Origin of the sequence: Enterococcus sp. DIV0755f, from assembly GCF_051713725.1 — a bacterium.
GTDB classification, from domain to species: Bacteria; Bacillota; Bacilli; order Lactobacillales; family Enterococcaceae; genus Enterococcus_D; species Enterococcus_D casseliflavus.
Genome location: NZ_JBIOQL010000001.1, coordinates 2,893,868 through 2,912,252, shown reverse-complemented (window position 1 = coordinate 2,912,252; position 18,385 = coordinate 2,893,868). Strand labels below are relative to the sequence as shown.

General features: G+C 41.5%; 14 protein-coding genes. 13 read left to right on the top strand and 1 reads right to left on the bottom strand.

All coding sequences use genetic code 11. The features are described from left to right. Window positions 1–9: 9 nt before the first annotated feature. The 10 genes from IGI73_RS13385 to IGI73_RS13340 all read left to right on the top strand — a co-directional run bounded on the left by IGI73_RS13385 (window position 10) and on the right by IGI73_RS13340 (window position 14,211). The gene (locus tag IGI73_RS13385) at window positions 10–3,255 is read left to right on the top strand and encodes a SpaA isopeptide-forming pilin-related protein (RefSeq protein WP_438759246.1); all 3,246 of its coding nucleotides are present in this window, start codon (window positions 10–12) and stop codon (window positions 3,253–3,255) included. A gap of 18 nt (window positions 3,256–3,273) precedes the next feature. Then, on the top strand, window positions 3,274–4,164 hold the full coding sequence (locus IGI73_RS13380) for a SpaA isopeptide-forming pilin-related protein (RefSeq protein WP_428206719.1): 891 nt from the start codon (window positions 3,274–3,276) through the stop codon (window positions 4,162–4,164). Between the two features lie 4 nt (window positions 4,165–4,168). Further along, window positions 4,169–4,843 carry a pilin N-terminal domain-containing protein gene (locus IGI73_RS13375; RefSeq protein ID WP_156236563.1) on the top strand — a complete coding sequence of 225 codons (675 nt, stop codon included), beginning with the start codon at window positions 4,169–4,171 and terminating at the stop codon, window positions 4,841–4,843. A 133-nt stretch (window positions 4,844–4,976) separates the two neighbouring features. Then, entirely contained in the window at window positions 4,977–6,731 is a 1,755-nt protein-coding gene (locus tag IGI73_RS13370; protein ID WP_428206717.1) for a class C sortase, read from the top strand. An 82-nt stretch (window positions 6,732–6,813) separates the two neighbouring features. Beyond that, the gene (locus IGI73_RS13365) at window positions 6,814–8,961 is read left to right on the top strand and encodes a glucosaminidase domain-containing protein (protein WP_428206716.1); all 2,148 of its coding nucleotides are present in this window, start codon (window positions 6,814–6,816) and stop codon (window positions 8,959–8,961) included. Beyond that, window positions 8,945–10,267: a signal peptidase I gene (lepB, locus tag IGI73_RS13360; RefSeq protein ID WP_208769665.1), complete on the top strand. Its 1,323-nt coding sequence runs from the start codon at window positions 8,945–8,947 to the stop codon at window positions 10,265–10,267. The genes IGI73_RS13365 and lepB overlap by 17 nt, the downstream gene beginning before the upstream one ends. A 2-nt stretch (window positions 10,268–10,269) precedes the next feature. Then, entirely contained in the window at window positions 10,270–11,694 is a 1,425-nt protein-coding gene (locus tag IGI73_RS13355; protein WP_428206713.1) for a hypothetical protein, read from the top strand. 192 nt (window positions 11,695–11,886) lie between these two features. Further along, a complete protein-coding gene (locus IGI73_RS13350; protein WP_428206712.1) occupies window positions 11,887–12,267 on the top strand; it encodes a DUF7006 family protein in 381 nt (126 codons plus the stop codon). A 471-nt stretch (window positions 12,268–12,738) separates the two neighbouring features. Beyond that, window positions 12,739–13,224, top strand: a complete 486-nt coding sequence (locus IGI73_RS13345; RefSeq protein ID WP_428206710.1) for a helix-turn-helix domain-containing protein — start codon at window positions 12,739–12,741, stop codon at window positions 13,222–13,224. Window positions 13,225–13,407: 183 nt separating this feature from the next. Beyond that, window positions 13,408–14,211, top strand: coding sequence for a hypothetical protein (locus IGI73_RS13340; RefSeq protein WP_428206708.1), 804 nt, complete (start codon window positions 13,408–13,410; stop codon window positions 14,209–14,211). A gap of 223 nt (window positions 14,212–14,434) precedes the next feature. On the opposite strand, the gene IGI73_RS13335 is transcribed toward IGI73_RS13340, so the two are convergent. Continuing rightward, window positions 14,435–15,010, bottom strand: a complete 576-nt coding sequence (locus IGI73_RS13335; protein ID WP_010750013.1) for a helix-turn-helix transcriptional regulator — start codon at window positions 15,008–15,010, stop codon at window positions 14,435–14,437. A gap of 553 nt (window positions 15,011–15,563) precedes the next feature. Between IGI73_RS13335 and IGI73_RS13330 the strand changes: the two genes are divergently transcribed. Genes IGI73_RS13330 through IGI73_RS13320 form a run of 3 tightly spaced genes read left to right on the top strand, consistent with a single transcriptional unit; the run spans window position 15,564 to window position 18,294 of the window. After that, complete coding sequence (locus IGI73_RS13330) at window positions 15,564–16,163, top strand: MptD family putative ECF transporter S component (protein ID WP_010750012.1); 600 nt, start codon at window positions 15,564–15,566, stop codon at window positions 16,161–16,163. Next, window positions 16,160–16,861: an energy-coupling factor transporter transmembrane component T gene (locus IGI73_RS13325; RefSeq protein ID WP_074934109.1), complete on the top strand. Its 702-nt coding sequence runs from the start codon at window positions 16,160–16,162 to the stop codon at window positions 16,859–16,861. The genes IGI73_RS13330 and IGI73_RS13325 overlap by 4 nt, the downstream gene beginning before the upstream one ends. Continuing rightward, the gene (locus tag IGI73_RS13320) at window positions 16,858–18,294 is read left to right on the top strand and encodes an ABC transporter ATP-binding protein (protein WP_428206706.1); all 1,437 of its coding nucleotides are present in this window, start codon (window positions 16,858–16,860) and stop codon (window positions 18,292–18,294) included. Before IGI73_RS13325 ends, IGI73_RS13320 begins: the two co-directional genes overlap by 4 nt. Window positions 18,295–18,385 lie beyond the last annotated feature (91 nt).

Sequence of the window (18,385 nt, the reverse complement as noted above, 5' to 3'; positions counted from 1 at the left end):
ACTTAAGGAATGAATAAATTTAAATTGAATACACTTGTCGCCGTTCTGTTTCCGGTTGTACTCGCTTTGTTGATTATCTGGGCTATTCCGTCTGCCTCTACGTTAAAGGCAGATGATAGTGGTTCTTCTTCAGCTAATGAGGATTCAAATGCGGAGGTGATCGTTGTTCCAACAACTGTGACGGATAAGAGTTTGCAAGAGTTGACAAATAAGGAATACACTTCTAAAGATTCCTTAAATAAACCTGTCTACTTTAGTGAAGCGACGTCAGAGGAAATCGGAACTACTGCTAGTTCTCCTATTCAAATGGGAGAAGGCAAAATTAGTTTGAAAACAGGAACAGCAACATTTGATACAAATGACAATCCTGGGTATGACTCGAATGAGACGAATACCATTGTTCGTTCTCACGATCAAGTGATTTATCTTGTTTCATTTACGATTCAAAATAGTACGAAAGATCAAGATTACACCAATATTCGTTATCGATTGAAAGCGACTCTTCCTAATGCAATCACCAAAGATAGTAATGGCGTACCGCAAGTCAATGGAGAAATTGCAAACGGGACTTATGTTGATACGGGAGCAGGTGATGGTACCCAGTATTCGGAAGGTGTCATGGAATCTGCTATTAGTGATACGGGGCAGATCTTTGTGCCAGTCGTAGTAAATGTGTTCGATGCAAAGCACGGGACGGTGATGCAACCGACTTTTGAGTTAACCATAATAGATGCTGAAAATTTGGAAAGTGGTATAACTGAATCTATCAACAATGTGTATGATTCTGAATTTGCTGTTCCACAGACAACAGTTTCTGCTAAACCATCAGTAGAAATTCAATTGGTTTCTGGGGATCGAAAAAAAGGAACAGAAGTATTTGGTGGAAGCAATGCCAATCTAGATGCATATGATGTAGGGGCAGTAACAATCTTGCGTCCGTTGGAAGGAAGAGCTGCCGGCGATTATCGAGGAGCATCTTTTCCAAGTGGACCCATTACTTACACAATTAAGCAAAAGGGAACGTATCAAGTTAATGGAAGTTCCACGACGAATAATTTAACCACTGCTCAGTACACTAATTACTCAATCGGAGCTTATGCACCAGCAACTTATCAGCGGACACAAGCATTTACCAAAAACGTTGGGACGGTAAATACCAATGTATTTACTGCACCGTTAGCGACTCCCAACGCCAGCACTGGCGAAATCTATTCCACACAACCAAAAGGAGTGCTGGAAGAGATTGGTGTTTATGAATCAGGTAACTTTAATGTTACCACGAATGGAAATGTCACTAACTCCGACTATGCTGGGGTGGTCAATCCATATACGTACCTCATGACTGGAAATAGAACCACTAGTAGCTCATCCAAAGCGTTTTCGAGTTTAGAGCTCATTATGTCTTGGGACCGTACCCAAACAGAAGCGCTTGCCCGAGCAAACAATTGGAATCGATACGATATGACTTTTTATGTTGATTCTGTCTCATATGATGGCTTAACCACTTCAAATAATTCAAGCATCTCGTATCCTACCATAGTCACTCCGTCTGGAGCATACGTAGGTGGACCAGTATTTGCGAAAACCGTTGACATCGATATGGATAGTACCTTGAATAATTTGGCACTAAACCACCCTTCTGTTGCTGAAAATACAGGTAATGCCCGCTTGTCTTCAGGCGATTCAATCGTTGCTTTTAACTTTGTTGGAACGACCAATGATGCAGTTTATGAAATAGATACTTTGCTTATGTGGGATCCAAGTGCCTTAAAATATGATACTTCTAGAGAACCATATAATTCTGAAGCTGGTAATGCAAAGTTTAGGTATGGGGTGGCAAAGAGTTTCGCAAATTCGCCACCATCAACCATGCAAGTATATGTTTTTTCTAATACAGAAGCACTCTACAATTGGTATTCGACACCGCAAGAAGCAGAAGCAAGTGGTGGAGAAATTTCAGCTGTGTCCTGTTATGTAAAAACTTCGGTTCCAACAGGATGGAAAGGAATGCCAAGAGTCCCTTTAAAAGTCATTCAAAAACAGCCGGGAAATAAAACGCCCGCTGGGAATCCGTTAGTGTTGTTGTCTGTACAGCAATTTAAAGATAATAATGGCAATGTCTTATACGATCCTGTTAAAGATGAACCCTTCTGGCCGAGTACCAATTATGGAAAATATTTACCAACTCAATATGATTCGAACGGAAAAGCAGTCTCATATCCCATGCAATATGTTTGTTGGATTGGTGAATCGGCTTATGTCAATCCTTTCAGTATTTTAACAAAAACAGAAGTTGAAAAAGAGCTTTATGATACGACTGAAACGATTTCTATGAAAGTTTCTGGAACCCTGACTGGCACAAGCACAGTTGACTATGACGGTGCACTGACGACTACCCTACCAAAAGGTATCAATTACGAAGCAAATTCTAGTAAGGATGCAAAAGGAAATAGTCTTCCAGAACCGACTATTACGAATAACGCCGACGGAACGACCAAACTTCGCTGGTCCTTCTCAGACATGCCATTGACCACTGGAATAGAAGTCAATTTCAAAGCAACCTCTGAGTTTCCAAAACTAAGTTTCGATTCAAGTGGCTTTACCGGTAATTTGACTGTTTCTACTGTAGGTGAGATGTGGCGCAAGGATGATCCGACAGTGAAGGATGAAGCAGTTGCAACGATTCGTTCTTCATCGGATACCTTCAAAGAAAAGTTGATCCAACAAGTGATCGTCAGTAAAACTGGTGACAAAAAACTTATTGAAGTTGGTGATGATACACCAGTTGGAGTAACCGATGCTATCAAGTATACGATGACGACGAAAAACGAATCTGCACAACCGATTAAAGATGTTCGAATCAGCGATGTTCTTCCATATGATGGTGACTCAAGAGGCACGATCTTCCACGGAAGTTACAAGGTGACAGAAGTAGCGGTTGATGATCCAAATGCAAAAATCTATTTCACAAATGAGACAGTGAGTGAAACAACTGATCCTAATGATATTAACGATTGGACACTGTATTCAAGTAATTCTGACATCTCAAAAGCCAAAGGATTTTTAGTGACGACAGAGTCACTACCAGTTGGTGACACGATCACCCTGACAGTCACCATTGATCCAAGTGGGCAAGAACCAGGAGATGTTTTGGTCAATAATATTCGGTTCAATTCTTATTTGGACATGGATGTTCGCTCGCAGAATTTTGAAACCACCGTCTACGGTCGTGATCTTACCGGTGTGGCTTGGTAGGACGATAACTTAGATGGCTTGATCGGCAATTTGGCAAATGGCACCAAGGAATTGGCTGCCCAAGACATTCCAGTCAAGCTTTATCGCACAAGCTTTGTAGAGGAAACGTACCAAAACGAGTTAGTCAAGGAAAGCTTATCGGGGGAAAAGTTCGTTGATGACTCGGGGAATTCATTGATCAAGACCGATGCAGCTGGGAAATATATTTTCCAAAACTTGCCAGAAGGCGAGTACATTGCTGAATTTGTGGTTGGTGATCAAGTGGTTCAAAAGAAATTTGCAGTAACGACTCCTTTGGTTGGAGACGATCCTACACTAAACTCCAAAGCGGATCAAGATACATTTAAAACAGCAGCGTATGATTTGCCAGAATTAACAGATTTAGCGGCAGATGAAAATCTGAAAGAGCATGTTCACCATGTGACAGATGTCAACATCGGCTTGATCCGCCTGTCTACTATTCGGTTATTTAAATACGAAACAGGAACTGCCGTTGATGCAAATGGAGATGGAAAGTTAAGTGATGTCGAAAAAGCTTCAGGAAAAGCGTTAGCTGATGCCACCTTTGATCTATACAAAGGCAATGATCAAACGGAAAAAGTCGGTAGTGCAACCACCGATGCAAGCGGCTATTTGAACTTCACGGGTATCCAACCAGGCGAATACAATCTTGTAGAGACAAAAGCACCTGCCGGATACGAATTGATCAAAAAACCAATCAAAGTCACGATTGGTGAGGGAAATCAAACCATCATGGTTTATCAAGAAAACGATAAAACGACTGAATTGCCTCAAGCAGGGGTTAACGGACCGATGGTTTGGCTCGTAGGAATTGCCTGTGCATTTGGTTTGGCAGGTATCTGGGCGTTGTATTACTACTATGATCAGCTTAGAAAGAAAGGAGCGTAAGTAGATGAAAAAAATATCGGTTTTCTTTCTCGCGTTCCTCTTTCTATTAGGGCTAGGGGTATCTTCGATTCCAGCACATGCTGCTGAAGCAAGCAATGAATCCTATGCGATTTCAATTTTGAAATATAAGTTAAGTGATTCTACGGTTCTTTCTTCTGAGTTGCCTATGGATGGAACAAAAGTCGATCAAGTCGTAGATGAAAACGGCAATGTTCTTGCTCCTTTACCAGGAATCTCTTATGAGATCACGAGGGTATCACCTGTCCAAGGACAATCGACCTTTGAACCAGTCGTCGGAGAAGATGCTTTTTCAATAACCGTCACCACCGATCAAAATGGATTGGCACGGGTTGCTGATTTAGCTAGTGGGACCTATCAAGTCATTGAAAAAGACAATCAATTGTTGAAATCAGTGATGGACCCAGTCATTGTGGAGGTTCCTTTGCCACAACGGGAAGGGGAGGCGTTAAAAGAAGTCTTTCTCTATCCTAAATCAAGTGTGGTGGATGCAACAGGAACGACCCCTCCAGGAACCACTCCTGATGGGGGCACGCAACGGCTGCCGCAAACGAGTGGAAATATCGGAAATGCGCAACCATTGTACCTTATTCTAGTGTTTATCATTAGTATGGGCGCGATTGGGATAAGGGCTCTGAAGACGAAACACAACAAGTTTTAATGGCTCGTTAGGCAGGGCAGTCCTAAAAAAACTGTCCTGCTTTTTTCAATAAAAGTACTTAGTTATAAAAAACAGATACATACAAATTGACCGAAATATAAACAGTCGGGTCAAAGATGGGAAAGGAGAAAAAATGAGGCAACGTCAACCAAGAAAAAAGCACTCATTCTTAATGATTTTTGCCATTACTATGATAACGGTTGGGTTCCTCGTACTTATTTATCCAATCATCGGCAATTATTTATCCAATCGAGAACGAAGTCAAGCAGAGGTCGCTTATGACCAAACCATGGAAAAAATGAGTGAGCAGGAAAAAAAAGCACAATACGAGTTAGCACAAAAGTATAACGAGTATATTTTTGCGAAGCAGCAAGGAGAAAATCCTGAACCGGTTGTTTATGAAAGTGCCTTGAAAAATCAATCTGGTGTCATGGGAACCATTGATATTCCAGCAATTGATATTAAAGAGATGCCCTTTTATCATGGTACTTCTTATAAAACCCTTGATAAGGGCTTAGGGCATTTCGAACCAACGTCGATCCCGATCGGCGGTGAAAATACCCGCTCTGTGATAACAGGACACAGCGGGGTGAAAAATCAGGTCCTATTTACGGATGTACGAAATCTAGTAGAAGGCGATTTGTTTTTTATCAATATTTTAGGGGAACGGTTGGCCTATCAGATCACTTCATTTGAAGAAATCTTACCAAGTGAAGTGGAGAAAGTAAAAATCAACTCGGGGAAAGATGAAGTGACTTTACTCACGTGTACCCCACCTGGAATCAATACTTACCGCTTGCTGGTTACAGGAAAAAGAGTGCCATATAGCTATGCGATACAAAAGAAGGTAACCAAGCGTAACGTGTGGAGCTACCAAAATATCATTTTAGGGACACTTGCGATCAACCTGGTTCTTTTCTTGATCCTGATCATGGTTTACCGCTATTGGTTACGCTATTTTCGTTCGCCAGATCCGAAACGATCCGAGCGAGGACGCAAAAATCTGAAACGACTCTTCTTTGTGACGAAAACGTATTTTGCACTCGTCTTTCTTAGCATGTTGGCGATTTTAGCGGTTGCCTTTTATGGGTACTTACAAATGCAGCAAGAAACCGCAACAGCTGCCGTTGATGTAGGGGTTGAAGAGACGTTGAGTGACTACAATTTGAGTAAGATACAACGTGCTGATTATGAAGAAAAACAAATTGCCAGTGTGAATGTGGCGGATTATGCAAGTGCCAAGAGCGCATTGCAGCTTTCAACAAACAACTGGGGAATCGGGAAGCTCGTGATCCCAGAGCAATCGATTGATTTGCCGATACTCGCTGGATTAGCCAACCAAAATTTATTAACGGGGGCAGCAACATTTCGCCAAGAACAGCAATTAGGAAAAGACAACTACGTTTTGCTCGCCCATAACATTTATGAACAAGATGTACTGATGCATCGCATCAAGTTTTTAGAAGAAGGGGACAAGATCTATACGACCGATTTTAAAGATGTCTATATCTATACGGTCTCTCTCAATAAAGTGGTCGAAGAAACAGAGGTTTCTTACATTGAAAAAAACAAACCAGGAGCCTCGCCGATCCTCACGCTTTTGCGATGTGAGGGGAATATAGGAACGCCTTATCGACGAGTCGTTCAAGGAGAATTGCAGGCGGTGGAATCGATTCAGGGAATGACGAAAGCAGAAATGGCTACCATGGGTCTGAAGCAATCGACCGAAAAGTCCACTGGGAAAATCGTTGAAGAAAATCCAATTTCATTTTTTCAAAGCTTTGCCATGATCATTGCTGCACGGTTCGTCAAAGATCCGCTTCAGACGATGTTACCGATGTTTTTGTTCTTTATGCTCCCGATCTTATTCTTTAGTATTATCCGTTGATCGTTCAGCGGCAAGAAAAATGTGAAAAGTTCCCTCTGTCAGAAAAGTGTTAATCAAAGAAAGGAAAAAAGAAGGTGCAACCATGAAAAAAAAGACCATTGCTGTTTGTACAGCTTTATTCGGATTACTAGTGATCCAAAATGGGATCGGTCAGCCGTTACATGCGGAAGACCAATCCGCTGCTGAAGCAACTGATGTCAGTGTTCTGGAGCTTCCCGAAGAAACGGTGCCATCTAGTACGGAAAGTATGGAAGTTCCGATGAGCTCAGAAGAAGTGACCGTGCCAAGTACCGTGCCAAGTGAAGAAGTTCCCGCTACTTCTTCAGAAGATAGTCAGGAGACCGTCAGCTCAGCGCCAGTTGAATCAGAAACAACTCCTACTAGCTCTGAAAGTTCCACCAGTCAATCGACTGAAGCAAGTACTGCTCCTAGCGAAACGTCAACACCGACGGAAACAAGTGAATCAACGACACCGAGCTCGGAACCAACTTCTTCCAGTACGAGTAATGTTTCGTCTTCTTCAAAAGAACCAACGGCAACTACACCAAGTTCTACGGAAACGTCTACCGAAGCTGTTGCCGATGAAGAACCAGAAAAAGACAAGAAACCAGCGGCGTCTAGTTCACCAGCAAAACAAGAGCAAAGCGTTGCCCTTCCTGCTAATACCCAATCAGAGACATTCAATAAAGAGCGTTTGCCTGAGTCAGCCGTTTCACAACTCTTGTCTGAGATCAATGGGACCACGCTAGATGCTTCCCTCCGAGTAAGTGAGGTTGCTGAAACGGATCTAAAAGGCTTTGAACTGCCGCTTTTAAAGACATTCACAGATAAGAGTAAAGCCATTTTGATTTATGAAGGCATCAAGCAAGTGGGACTTTTCGAACTCAGTAACGAAAAAAATGAGGATGGAAAAAAGATCCCTCTAGAAAGCACGGAAGTTCTCATCAATACCCTGTTGGAGAATCTCTTTGATCAATCACTGAAAACGACCCATAAAGAAGAAATTCCTCGTGAAGAAAAACAAGCGGGAGACTTGTTGTACCATCAGGGAAAACTGCTGGGCTTGTATTTAGGCGGTGACCATTACGTAACGGTTGGAGAACCGACAACCAAAGAAATCGAAGAACACTCAGAGTTGGCTAACCAGAAGGTTGCTAAGATTGGTCTTCTTTCAAAAGAGAAATTGGCGGATGAATCATTAACTGTTCAGCGGCTTGCTGAGAACAAGCTGACAACCTATGGCAAAGAAGTGGAAAAAGCGTACCCTGCTTCAATGGATTTCTCCGAAAACGCTCAAACACAAACATTCATTCAAGCCATTGCAAAATCGGCACAAAAGTTAGGTCTTGATTACGATGTCTTTGCTTCGGTAATGATTGCGCAAGCGATTTTAGAAAGCGGCTCGGGAACCAGCGCATTATCAAGTGCACCAAACTATAATTTATTCGGAGTAAAGGGAAGTTATCAAGGATCATCAGTGAGTTTTGCTACCCAAGAAGACCGTGGAAATGGGGAGTTGTATACAATTCAAGCTGCTTTTCGCAAATACCCTAGTTATGCACAATCCCTTGGTGACTATGTCAGCTTGCTTCGAGGAGGCATTCAGGGCAATGAACTGTTTTATCAAGACACGTGGCGTTCCACTGCCAAAAACTATTTGCGAGCGGCAGATGCCCTCACCGGGAAGTATGCGACGGACACGACCTATAATCAAAAAATCAGTTCTTTGATCGCTGCGTACCACTTAACCCAATATGATCAACCCTTGAGTGCAAGTACGACATCAACCAGTAGCATCATGGTAGGAAAAGAGAAAATTCCAGAAACCTATCGAAAGGAAATGACGTATCCCGACTATGATGGGAAAAATTACAATGTATCGGGATCCTATCCCGTGGGGCAATGTACCTGGTATGCCTACAATCGTGTGGCGCAATTAGGGAAATCAGTTGATGACTATATGGGAAATGGTGGCGAGTGGGGGGCAACTGCGAAGCGTCTAGGCTACGAAACAAGCCAAGTACCTAAAGCAGGATGGCTTATTTCATTTACCCCTGGAACAGCCGGATCTGATCCGAATTACGGACACGTTGCTTTTGTTGAAGCGGTGACCGATGAAGGAATCTTGATCTCCGAAGGAAATGTCGTCGGCGGCACAAAAATCTCTTATCGGGTCATTGGCAATGATTTAGCCTATTCGGAGTTAGTGACCTATGTGGAACCTAGGTAAAACAGAAAAAGAAAAGGTTGCCGCCAATCACAAAATGACCTTCGCTTATGTTTTACTCTTACTCATCGGCGTCGTCAGTGTGAGCCTTATTGCTTTCTTTTTTACGCAGTATAGTATTCATCCAGTGGCTGGCAGCTCGATGGAACCGACCATTAAAGATGGTCAACAGGTAGCTATCAAAAAAACACAAACTTTACAACGTTATGCAACCGTTGCGTTTTCCGCTTCCAGTGAGGATGGAATGTTTATCAAGCGAATCATTGGGGTGCCAGGAGATAAACTTATTGTTCAAAACGATGTGCTGATTCTTGACTTTGAAACAGAGTCAGCCTTTGCTTCTACGATTCAAGTAAAACTACAAGCCAACGTTGCTGAGCAATTAAAAGAATTGCATGAAATTCCTGCAGGCTATTATTTTGTTCTGGGGGATCATATGGCTGTCTCAAAAGACAGTCGCAGCTTTGGCTTAATCAAAAAAACGCAAGTGGAAGGCATCTTAACTGCTATTCTGCCGAGCGTAAAAGGAGGTCGTCAAGTGTTGATTATAAAAGGAATCGCGATAGGAGTAATCCTTTTGGTATTTGGAATTTTAGCTAGTCGCTTCCTGATTCATTATCGGATGGAACAAGCAAAAAAACTGACAGGTCATCCAGCTGTTTTTTACAAGAAACTACAAATATTAAAGCAACTGGAAACGCAGAAAACGACCCTGTTTTTAATGATAACCACCCTCTTAATGGGCGTCGTCGTTTTTTTACTGATGGTTTCTTTGTTCCAAGTTGAAAATCAGTTCCTTCAACGAAACGAGCAAGTAACACAATTGGAAAAAGAGGTTCAGAAAATAAAAACTCAACAAAATGAAGTGCTGTCCAAGGTTACTGTTCGCTCGTATCCAGAAGAAGGCATTGGACTTGCTGACATCTCTTGGGAAGCACTAACGAAAAGTCAAGAGCAAGAAGCCCTGCAACCGAAAATTGAAACGGAGCTGACACAAAAGCTCGTCCCTTATTTTGGCTTAACACAAGCAATTATTTCATTAGATGTTCCTTCCCAAACATTGTCGATCGCCATGACAGGAGCGACTGAGAATGAAGAAAACCGCAAAAAAATCGAGGACAATATCACCGCTTTTGTAGCAGAATCCAAAGAAATTCCGAAGCTCATGCAGATTACGATCGAAATTCAAATGACCACTGAGAAAGAAACCGAAACGATCTATGAAGAGATTTTTCTTCGTGAGAAGGATACCGATGCATTTTCTAAAGTAGAAAAAAATGAAGTGAACGAACAGAAAGGAAAAGGATAATTATGGCAAAAAATAAAGACAGCTGGTTTTTCACAAAAAATATCATTGATGAGATCAACAGTGTGCCAGATGAACTGCTTTCACTGGATCAAGAAGAAACGGCGGATTTCCCAATATTAGGGGACAACCGAATCGCGCAGGAGCTTGTTCATGAACGCTTACTCGCAGAAAAACACTTGGATGATCAACAAACAACGACTGACGAAATGCCAGATCTTGAAGAGGGGGGAGCTGTGGATAAGACCAGCCAAGCATTAGAGGCAAAAGAAGATTCCGTTGTCATGGAAGAAGCCAATGACGAAACCGAATCCGTACCACAGGAAGACCTAAAATCAGAGATTCAAGCATTCGAACAACAACTTGCCGACTTACAAGCAGCGCTTGAAAAAGCGGAAGAAGAAAAACAAATGGCGATAGAAGAACAACACTTGCTCGAAAGGCAAAATCAAGAATTACAAAAAGAAATGATGCTAAAAGTTGTGAAAATGGATGAGCTACAAGGACATGTTGACTTGATGGAACAACAAGCAACGACGTTTCATGAGACAAATACACAGTTAGAACAAACCATGAACATTCAGCAGGCAGAAATATTTGAAGGAGTAAAACAAATGGAGGAGATGCGTATGAAACTTGAAACAACAAAAGAAGAGCTACAACGAGTACTTGAAGAAAAAACCGCCTTATCAAATGAGTTGCTTCATGCTCTTGGAGAAAACCAACAGTTACGAACGCAATTAAAAGAAAGTGAACAACAAGCGGAACAATTGATCGAAACCAGTCAGCTGCTGCAAGCAGCCACAAAAGAAAATCAAAAGCTGCAAAAAGAAATCAGTCAACTGGAAGAACCCTTGGAACAAATCGCACAATTAAGTGCTGAAAAAAATGCGCTAACGATTCAATTAGTCAAAGCTACTGAAGAAGCCGCTGCTTATCAATCGCAATACGAAGAAAAAGAACGGGTATTTAATGAGCAGTTTTCCCAATTAGAACAAAGCAATGCTGAATTAGCAGCGCTGCAAAGTCGTATCGAGTCGGGAGAATTTTTACAAGGAAGTGAGTACGACTTGTATGTAGAGGCACAGGAAAAAATCAATCAACTCGTTCAACAAAACGAGCAGCTGACAAAGGAGATCGAGTATTCGCAAAAAGAAATCGGCGAGGTTTTGTTGACCGCCAAAAAACAAGCGAGTCGGACCTTAGAAGAAGCGCAAACAGAAGCCGATCATTTGATCAAAGCGGCCAAACTAGAATTAGAAGGTATGGAAAACAAAGCGCGTAAAATTTTGATTGAAATTGATGAATCCAAAGAGACCGTGTCATCCATGTATAGCGATCTTCAAGAGAAAGTTCGGCAATTGGCCTCAGGCAACTTGCAAGTGGACTTTGATAAAAGTGATCCGCAAGCAGAGCAGATGGAAAGCTAGTGTAGAAAAAGTGAAGTGATAAATGATCATTTTGGAAAAACTACTTCATCAGGCGCAGCAGATTGCGGGGATGAAATCAAAGGAATACCGATGGGCAGGGGGAAGCGAGGATAACGCTTAATCAAGAAGAGAGGAAAAAATGGGAAAAGGTAAAGACGAGTCGTTGTTTTTAACGGTATGGGAGGATATCAAATGAGCCAGCTATTTCAAATAAATAATATGAATGATTATTTAAATTACTATAGGGAGAAAGTGAACGACCCTCGTTTCTCAGAAAATTTGCCTCATGTGAAAGAACGGATTCTTCAGATTTGTGGGGAGTTGGAAGAACAGATCGCTCAAATCAATAGTCAAAATTTTTTTCAGCAATGGGCAAATATCAATAGTTTAGAGGCGCAAATTTTGATTCTACTTGAATTGAGTGAGATCACAACTAAAAAAGAGAAGCGGGTCTTTACTGAAGAAGAAGTGGTAAAAACAGCGAAGAAAGACTGTCAAACCTATTTCAAAGAGAAATGTGGGATGACGTTGATTGACACCACGCCTCATTCTCTCCATTTTTCCATAAGCTAGAGGGCGTACTACTGAGATATGATTGTTGGACATCGAAAGAAAGGTGAAGGGGAAAATAACATAAATATTCTTTGGGAAAGCAACAAGTCAGAAGAAAGTGTGCTTGATCATACGGATTGGGTGTTAAAAAAGCACGTTATTTTTTATGGATAATAGGCTCAAAGATGATTGGCTTTGGTTTTCAGACAATTATTAAGTAATTATTAAGTCTGATTTGTAAGAAAAAATGTATCGAAAGTAAAATGAGTTATTTATTTTTTTAAAATGGTAATTTCTTAGCCTTCATCTATTTGTAAAAAAGCAGTTTGAACTTTTGTCCTCAGATCATTCAAAAGTTTGACCTGTTTTTTTTCCATTTTCCTTAAAGCAAATAGGTTGAATTGCTATAGGTATGCTGCTATATACTAATTCCTACTAAATTAAGGGGGCTTCTATGTGCTAGATTCTTTTTTAAGAGGACAGGATCGCTTAGTGCAAAAGTTTTTTTTATTCTATTATCGCTCATACCAAGACACCTATACCTATAAAGATGTTGTTGATGAATTAAATATCTCATATCCTGTGTTAAATAACGTGCTAGAGCAAGTGGATACCATTCAAAAGGGGTATCCTGAATTTACTATGTCTAGAGATAATAAAGTAATCAAAGTCACTTTTTCTGAAAAATTTTTATACAATAAAATTCGGGTCAATTTAACCAAATCTACGCTGCTTTTCATCATCTGGGATGCTATTTTTTATCAAAAGTTCAAGACACTGGAAGCCTTTAGTCAAAGTCAATATGTGAGTGGACGGACCGTGCAACGGCAGATCGGGACCTTTGCACCAATTTTGGAACATTACAAATTGGATTTGAATTTAAAAAGGTCAGAATACTTGGGTGGGGAAGAGTACTGCATTCGCTATTTCTTCCACAGCTTTTATTGGCATGTGTATGATGAGATCGAAAGCAACTGACCGCCAATCGTTGAGCAAAGTGCGACAGACCTTTACCAAGCTTTATCCATCTATTTTCCTTTTCTACGGCATGCAGCAAAGGAACGCTTCATTAATCTGTTAGCTGTTTCTGTCACGAGAATAAAACAAGGAAATCTCATCAAAGAGATACCAGAAAGTGTCAAGAAGTTTTATAACCCTTTTATGGATCAGATCACCTTTGATAAAGAGCTTTTGCTGCCTTTTTTCGAAGCAAATAGCATTTATGAAAAAGATTTGCCAAAGGAAGAGCTGATCTATCATTTCTATATGTTCACGGTAGGGCAAAGCTATTCCCAAGAGTCTTTGAGTCAGCTTCGTCTTCAATCACCAATGTATATGAATGATTATCGTGTGTTTATAGATGACTGGATCACCTTGATTGAAAAACAAATCCATTTTTCTTTTGGTTCAAATGAGCGAAAGCTGCTTTTTATTAATGCTACCTATATTTTTTCTTTCCTTTTGACGTTTGGTTTAGGGAACAAAATTGATTCCTTTGGGGATTACATCACCCTTTCAGAAGTTGAAAGGCAATACCATTATTGGTTTACTGTATTAGAAAAAATCTCTCGTAAGCATGAAGTGGAAAATAAAGCATGGCTAAATATTCTCAATTCCAATTCCTTTAAATATTATGCTTCGCAGATTCTTTATTATATTTTATCTGATTACGATACTCCAGTCAGGGTAACGATCGAATCAAAAAGTCGGGGGATTGAAGAAGAAGTCCAAAAGCAAAAGCTGGTGCGGATGAGTCCCCGCCCGATCAACATTGTAAGGATCAAAGATTTTCCAGATGTCATCATTTCGGATTACGCAATCGACATCTCGAAGTACTATACGAAAAATCAACCCCATCTTTATCAATGGGGAGAAAAGCAATACCTTTCTGATTGGATTCGCGTGATCAATTATATCGATAAAGTAAGGGATGAAAAATACTATCGTTTATTAAGTGATGATTAGGGGAAATAGAAGAAACAGTTTTCTATTTCATTGAGCAAGATCAGCGGTTTGATTTGTCTTGCTCAATTTTTTGTGAAGTAAGGCAATGTCTTTTTCTTTTTGTTCTAACCGCATCTATCTTAGGAATGGAAATGTTCGTGTCAGGAGCTTATGAGAACCTTTGAATTGAAAAAAAGGGTGCAGCTGCTCGTTTATGAAAAGCAGTTGCACCCTGTATTTTTTGTCAGCGCATCAGTAAATGCGGCAGTGTACTAAGCCATGCGATGATACCGACGATCAAGGTAAAGACCACGACGATGACTGCTGTTGAAAGGAAATCTTTTTTGACGTCGCGCTTTTTTCTAATGGCATCGAGGTCTTGATTTTCCATGAAGGCAACGATCTCTTTATACGTTTTGATATTTTGGGTTTTCTTGATTTTTTCGATCTTTAATGCGGCATACATGGAGACAAGCCAAAAACATAGAGGCGGGACAATCCACCAGTATCCGGGTAAATAAAGAGCAGGCCCAACAGAGAGTGCGGTCAATAGTATAAAAAGCAGCATCATTTTTGTGTAACGATCCATTTCTGTTTTCTCAATCGTTTCTTTCATTTGTTCAACATCCCCTTTGACTAATTCATCTAAAGAAACATCAAATAGAACACTGAGCAATAATAAATTGTGAACATCAGGATAGCTTTTTTCATTCTCCCAATTGGAGATCGTTTGTCGGGAGACATAGAGTTTTTCTGCCAGCCCTTCCTGAGAGAGACTTAATCGTTCCCGATGTTTTTTTATTTGTTTGCTTAAGTTCATTTTATCCGCTCCTTCTACCATTAGTTTAGGCCAATGTCTGCATTCTAACGATCAAATGTCTTTGACAATGCCTTGGAATCAAGTGTCAAAATGTTTTTACAGTTGGGTTTGGGGTGTTTAAATAGCAGTACAGCGTTGATTTTCTTCCGTTACCAAGCGACGGTCAACTTGCTTATTGTTTTTTTATAGACATACCTGGTGGTTTCTAAAAAAAAGAAAAAAGATAGCGAGTCTTTGCTGATTTTAAGTGTTTGTCCTTGTCTATTATTCATTAATTTCGCAAAGATGGGAAGAGGAGAAAACAACTAAGCGTGTGAAAGATTCATTTTTCCATTAGTGGATCTTTAAAGGTACCTGTGTGTTGAAAATGGAGCCCTTCAGAAGACACCTCTATTTGTTGGTTCTGTTTTAGAAGAAAATCGACTGTTGGTAAGCATATCTCCCCATAAAAATGTCTGCTTTGTGCTATACTGAGGCTTTGTAAAAATAAGTTTGTACAAGCAAGCAGCAACGGTTTTTTCATTGATTGCTTGCAAGAAGGAGCGTATACGCAGTGAAAAAACTAAAGGTTCAAGATTTAATTGCAGTAGGGATCTATACAGCGATCTATTTTCTTTTAATGAGCGTCTGTCTATTGATTTTGCGTTTTGTGATCCCAGGTTTTCATAATTTATTTATTCCAGCAGTCACCGCTTTGTTTTCTGGCATTATCTATCTGATTTTATTGAATAAAGTACCGAAATTTGGCGCAATCACCATTATGGGTACCGTGGTAGGGCTCTTTTTTTTGATTTCAGGACATTTTCCATTGGCCTTTTTGCCCAATATGATTTGTGCCTTAGCAGCTGATTTGATCCAATACAAAACAAAGCTCAAAGGAAACGTTCGCGTACTGGCGAGTTATATCGTCTTTAGTTTTGGCTTGATGGGTCCGATCTTACCCCTGTGGTTTATGAAAAATGCCTACATCGATTCATTAGTGGCTCGCGGAAAAGATGAAACCTACATTGCCGGCGTGTTTGCTCATACCTCCAATTTGATGTTAGGGCTTTGTGCATTGGCGGTTTTGATTGGTGCGGTGGCTGGTTTAGGTATCGGCAGTCGCTTGATGGAAAAACATTTTCAACCAACGATCCAATCGCATAAAGGGTGAGGAATGTGTCGAAAACAAGGTTTGATCCCCGCAGCAAATTAGCGGTGATTCTCTTTGCTAGTTTTACTATGATGGTGACCATCAGCTGGATCGATGAGTTTGCCTTTGTCACTTTCTTGCTGCTGCTATTTATAGTCAGCGGCTTTTGGAAAAAAGGCTTGCTGCTCTATGGCGTGTTTGTCTTGCTGACAATGGCAGATAGTTTTTTGTTTCGCCAAGGCAACCACGTACTAATCGTGTTGCTGGATTTCTTTTCCGTCGGTTATCGCCGCTTATTGCCAACGATCATGGCGGCGGCTTTTGCCATTAGCGGGACGAAAAACAGTGAGTGGATGGCTGCGCTGCAAAAAATGCACGTGCCCAACGTATTATTAGTCCCGCTGGCAGTCTTATTTCGTTTTTTTCCCACATTGGTACAAGATTTCAAAAGTATTCGCCAAGCGATGCGCTTTCGCGGCATCTCGCTGTCGGCAGGATCGATCTTGCTTCATCCACTGCAAAGTGCGGAGTATTTTTTGATCCCATTACTGATGTCGGCTGAAAAGACCGCAACCGAACTGTCGGCTACGGCGCTGGTTCGCGGGTTAGCATCAGAAACTCCCCATACCACCGTCCACGAACTGAAGCTGCGCTGGTGGGATGGCTTGGTCTTTTTAGCATTATGCGGCTTTATCGTGAAAAGGATGTGGCTTGGATGATCACATTAAAACAAGTGTCAGTGAAACGAGAAAATCGGACCGTATTATCTGAGCTTTCTTTGACGGTCGCAGCTGGGGAAGTCATCGTTTTGTGCGGCGCTAGCGGCAGCGGAAAATCGACCTTGCTCAATGTTTTGAATGGCTTGATCCCTGAGCTGTATCCCGCCGAAGTGCAAGGAAAGATCCGTGTCGGAGAAACAAACTTGCCAGTTGCCGATTTCTCCCATTATGCCCAGACGATTGGCGTCGTCTTTCAAAACCCCAAGACGCAATTTTTCACCACGGATGTCTATTCGGAGTTGGCTTTTTCGATGGAAAATGCGGGCGTCGCACCAGAAAACATTCGGCAGCGAATCACCGAAGTAGCCCAGCAGTTTTCCCTGACCCCGTTGCTTGATGCTAGTGTCTTTGACCTATCTGGTGGGGAGAAGCAGCTGATTGCCCTCGCGGCAGCCACGATGTTGCCCCATGATGTGTTCTTATTGGATGAGCCTTCCAGTAATTTGGATCAAGAAGCGATCCAAAAGTTGACTCAAGGATTGGCTTCTTTAAAACAACAAGGGAAAACCATTGTGATCGCCGAACATCGCTTGGCTTATTTGGCGCCACTGGCAGATCGCTTCTGTCTATTAGAAGCAGGACGATTGCGGGCGGCTTATCCAGCAGCTCAGCTTTTGTCACTGCCCGAGGAGGCAATTCACGAGTTGGGATTGCGAAAAGTAGGCGAGGCGGCATTGGAAATTCAGCACTGCCGAGAATCTTTGCCAGAAAAGTCTGGATTAAGGGCAACGCATCTGCAGATCAAGCAATCGAAACGCTCAGCAAACAGCAGAAATTGGGCGCTCAACTTGCCTGAACTACAATTGCCGACGAAGCAAGCTGTGGGGATCGTTGGACCAAATGGTGCTGGCAAAAGTACGTTGGTGCAAGTCCTGTCAGGATTGAAAAAATGCCCAGAAGCAGTATTTGCCATCAATGGACAAAAGCGGACCCAAAAGCAGCTGCTGCAGGAAAGCTTTCTTGTGATGCAGGATGTTAACTTGCAGCTGTTTTTTGAAACGGTGGAAAAAGAGCTGCTGATCAAAGCCCAAAACCCAGCGCGTTTTGAAGAAATTGTCTCATTGTTGCACTTAACACCACTCCTTGCCCGACATCCGCAAAGCTTGTCGGGTGGGGAAAAACAACGAGTTGCCATCGGCAGTGCCCTGCTTTCTGGCAAACGTTTGTTGTTTTTCGATGAACCAACGAGTGGGTTAGATTTGCAGCAAATGGAAGAAGTCGCAAAACTGTTGCGAACAGTCGCTAAGGAAGTTGATCTGTTAGCGGTGATCAGTCATGATCGTGAGTTTTTAGCTGAAACATGTCCTTACGTGCTTCAACTCCAACAAGGGGAACTCGTTGGCACGTATCAGCTAGCAAAAAATATGGAATAAATGAAAGACGGAGTGGACCTTGGTTCATGCCGTCTTTTTTTGTTGAACATGAAAAAATCTTCATGATTTTTTTCTTTCAATCAGTTAGGAA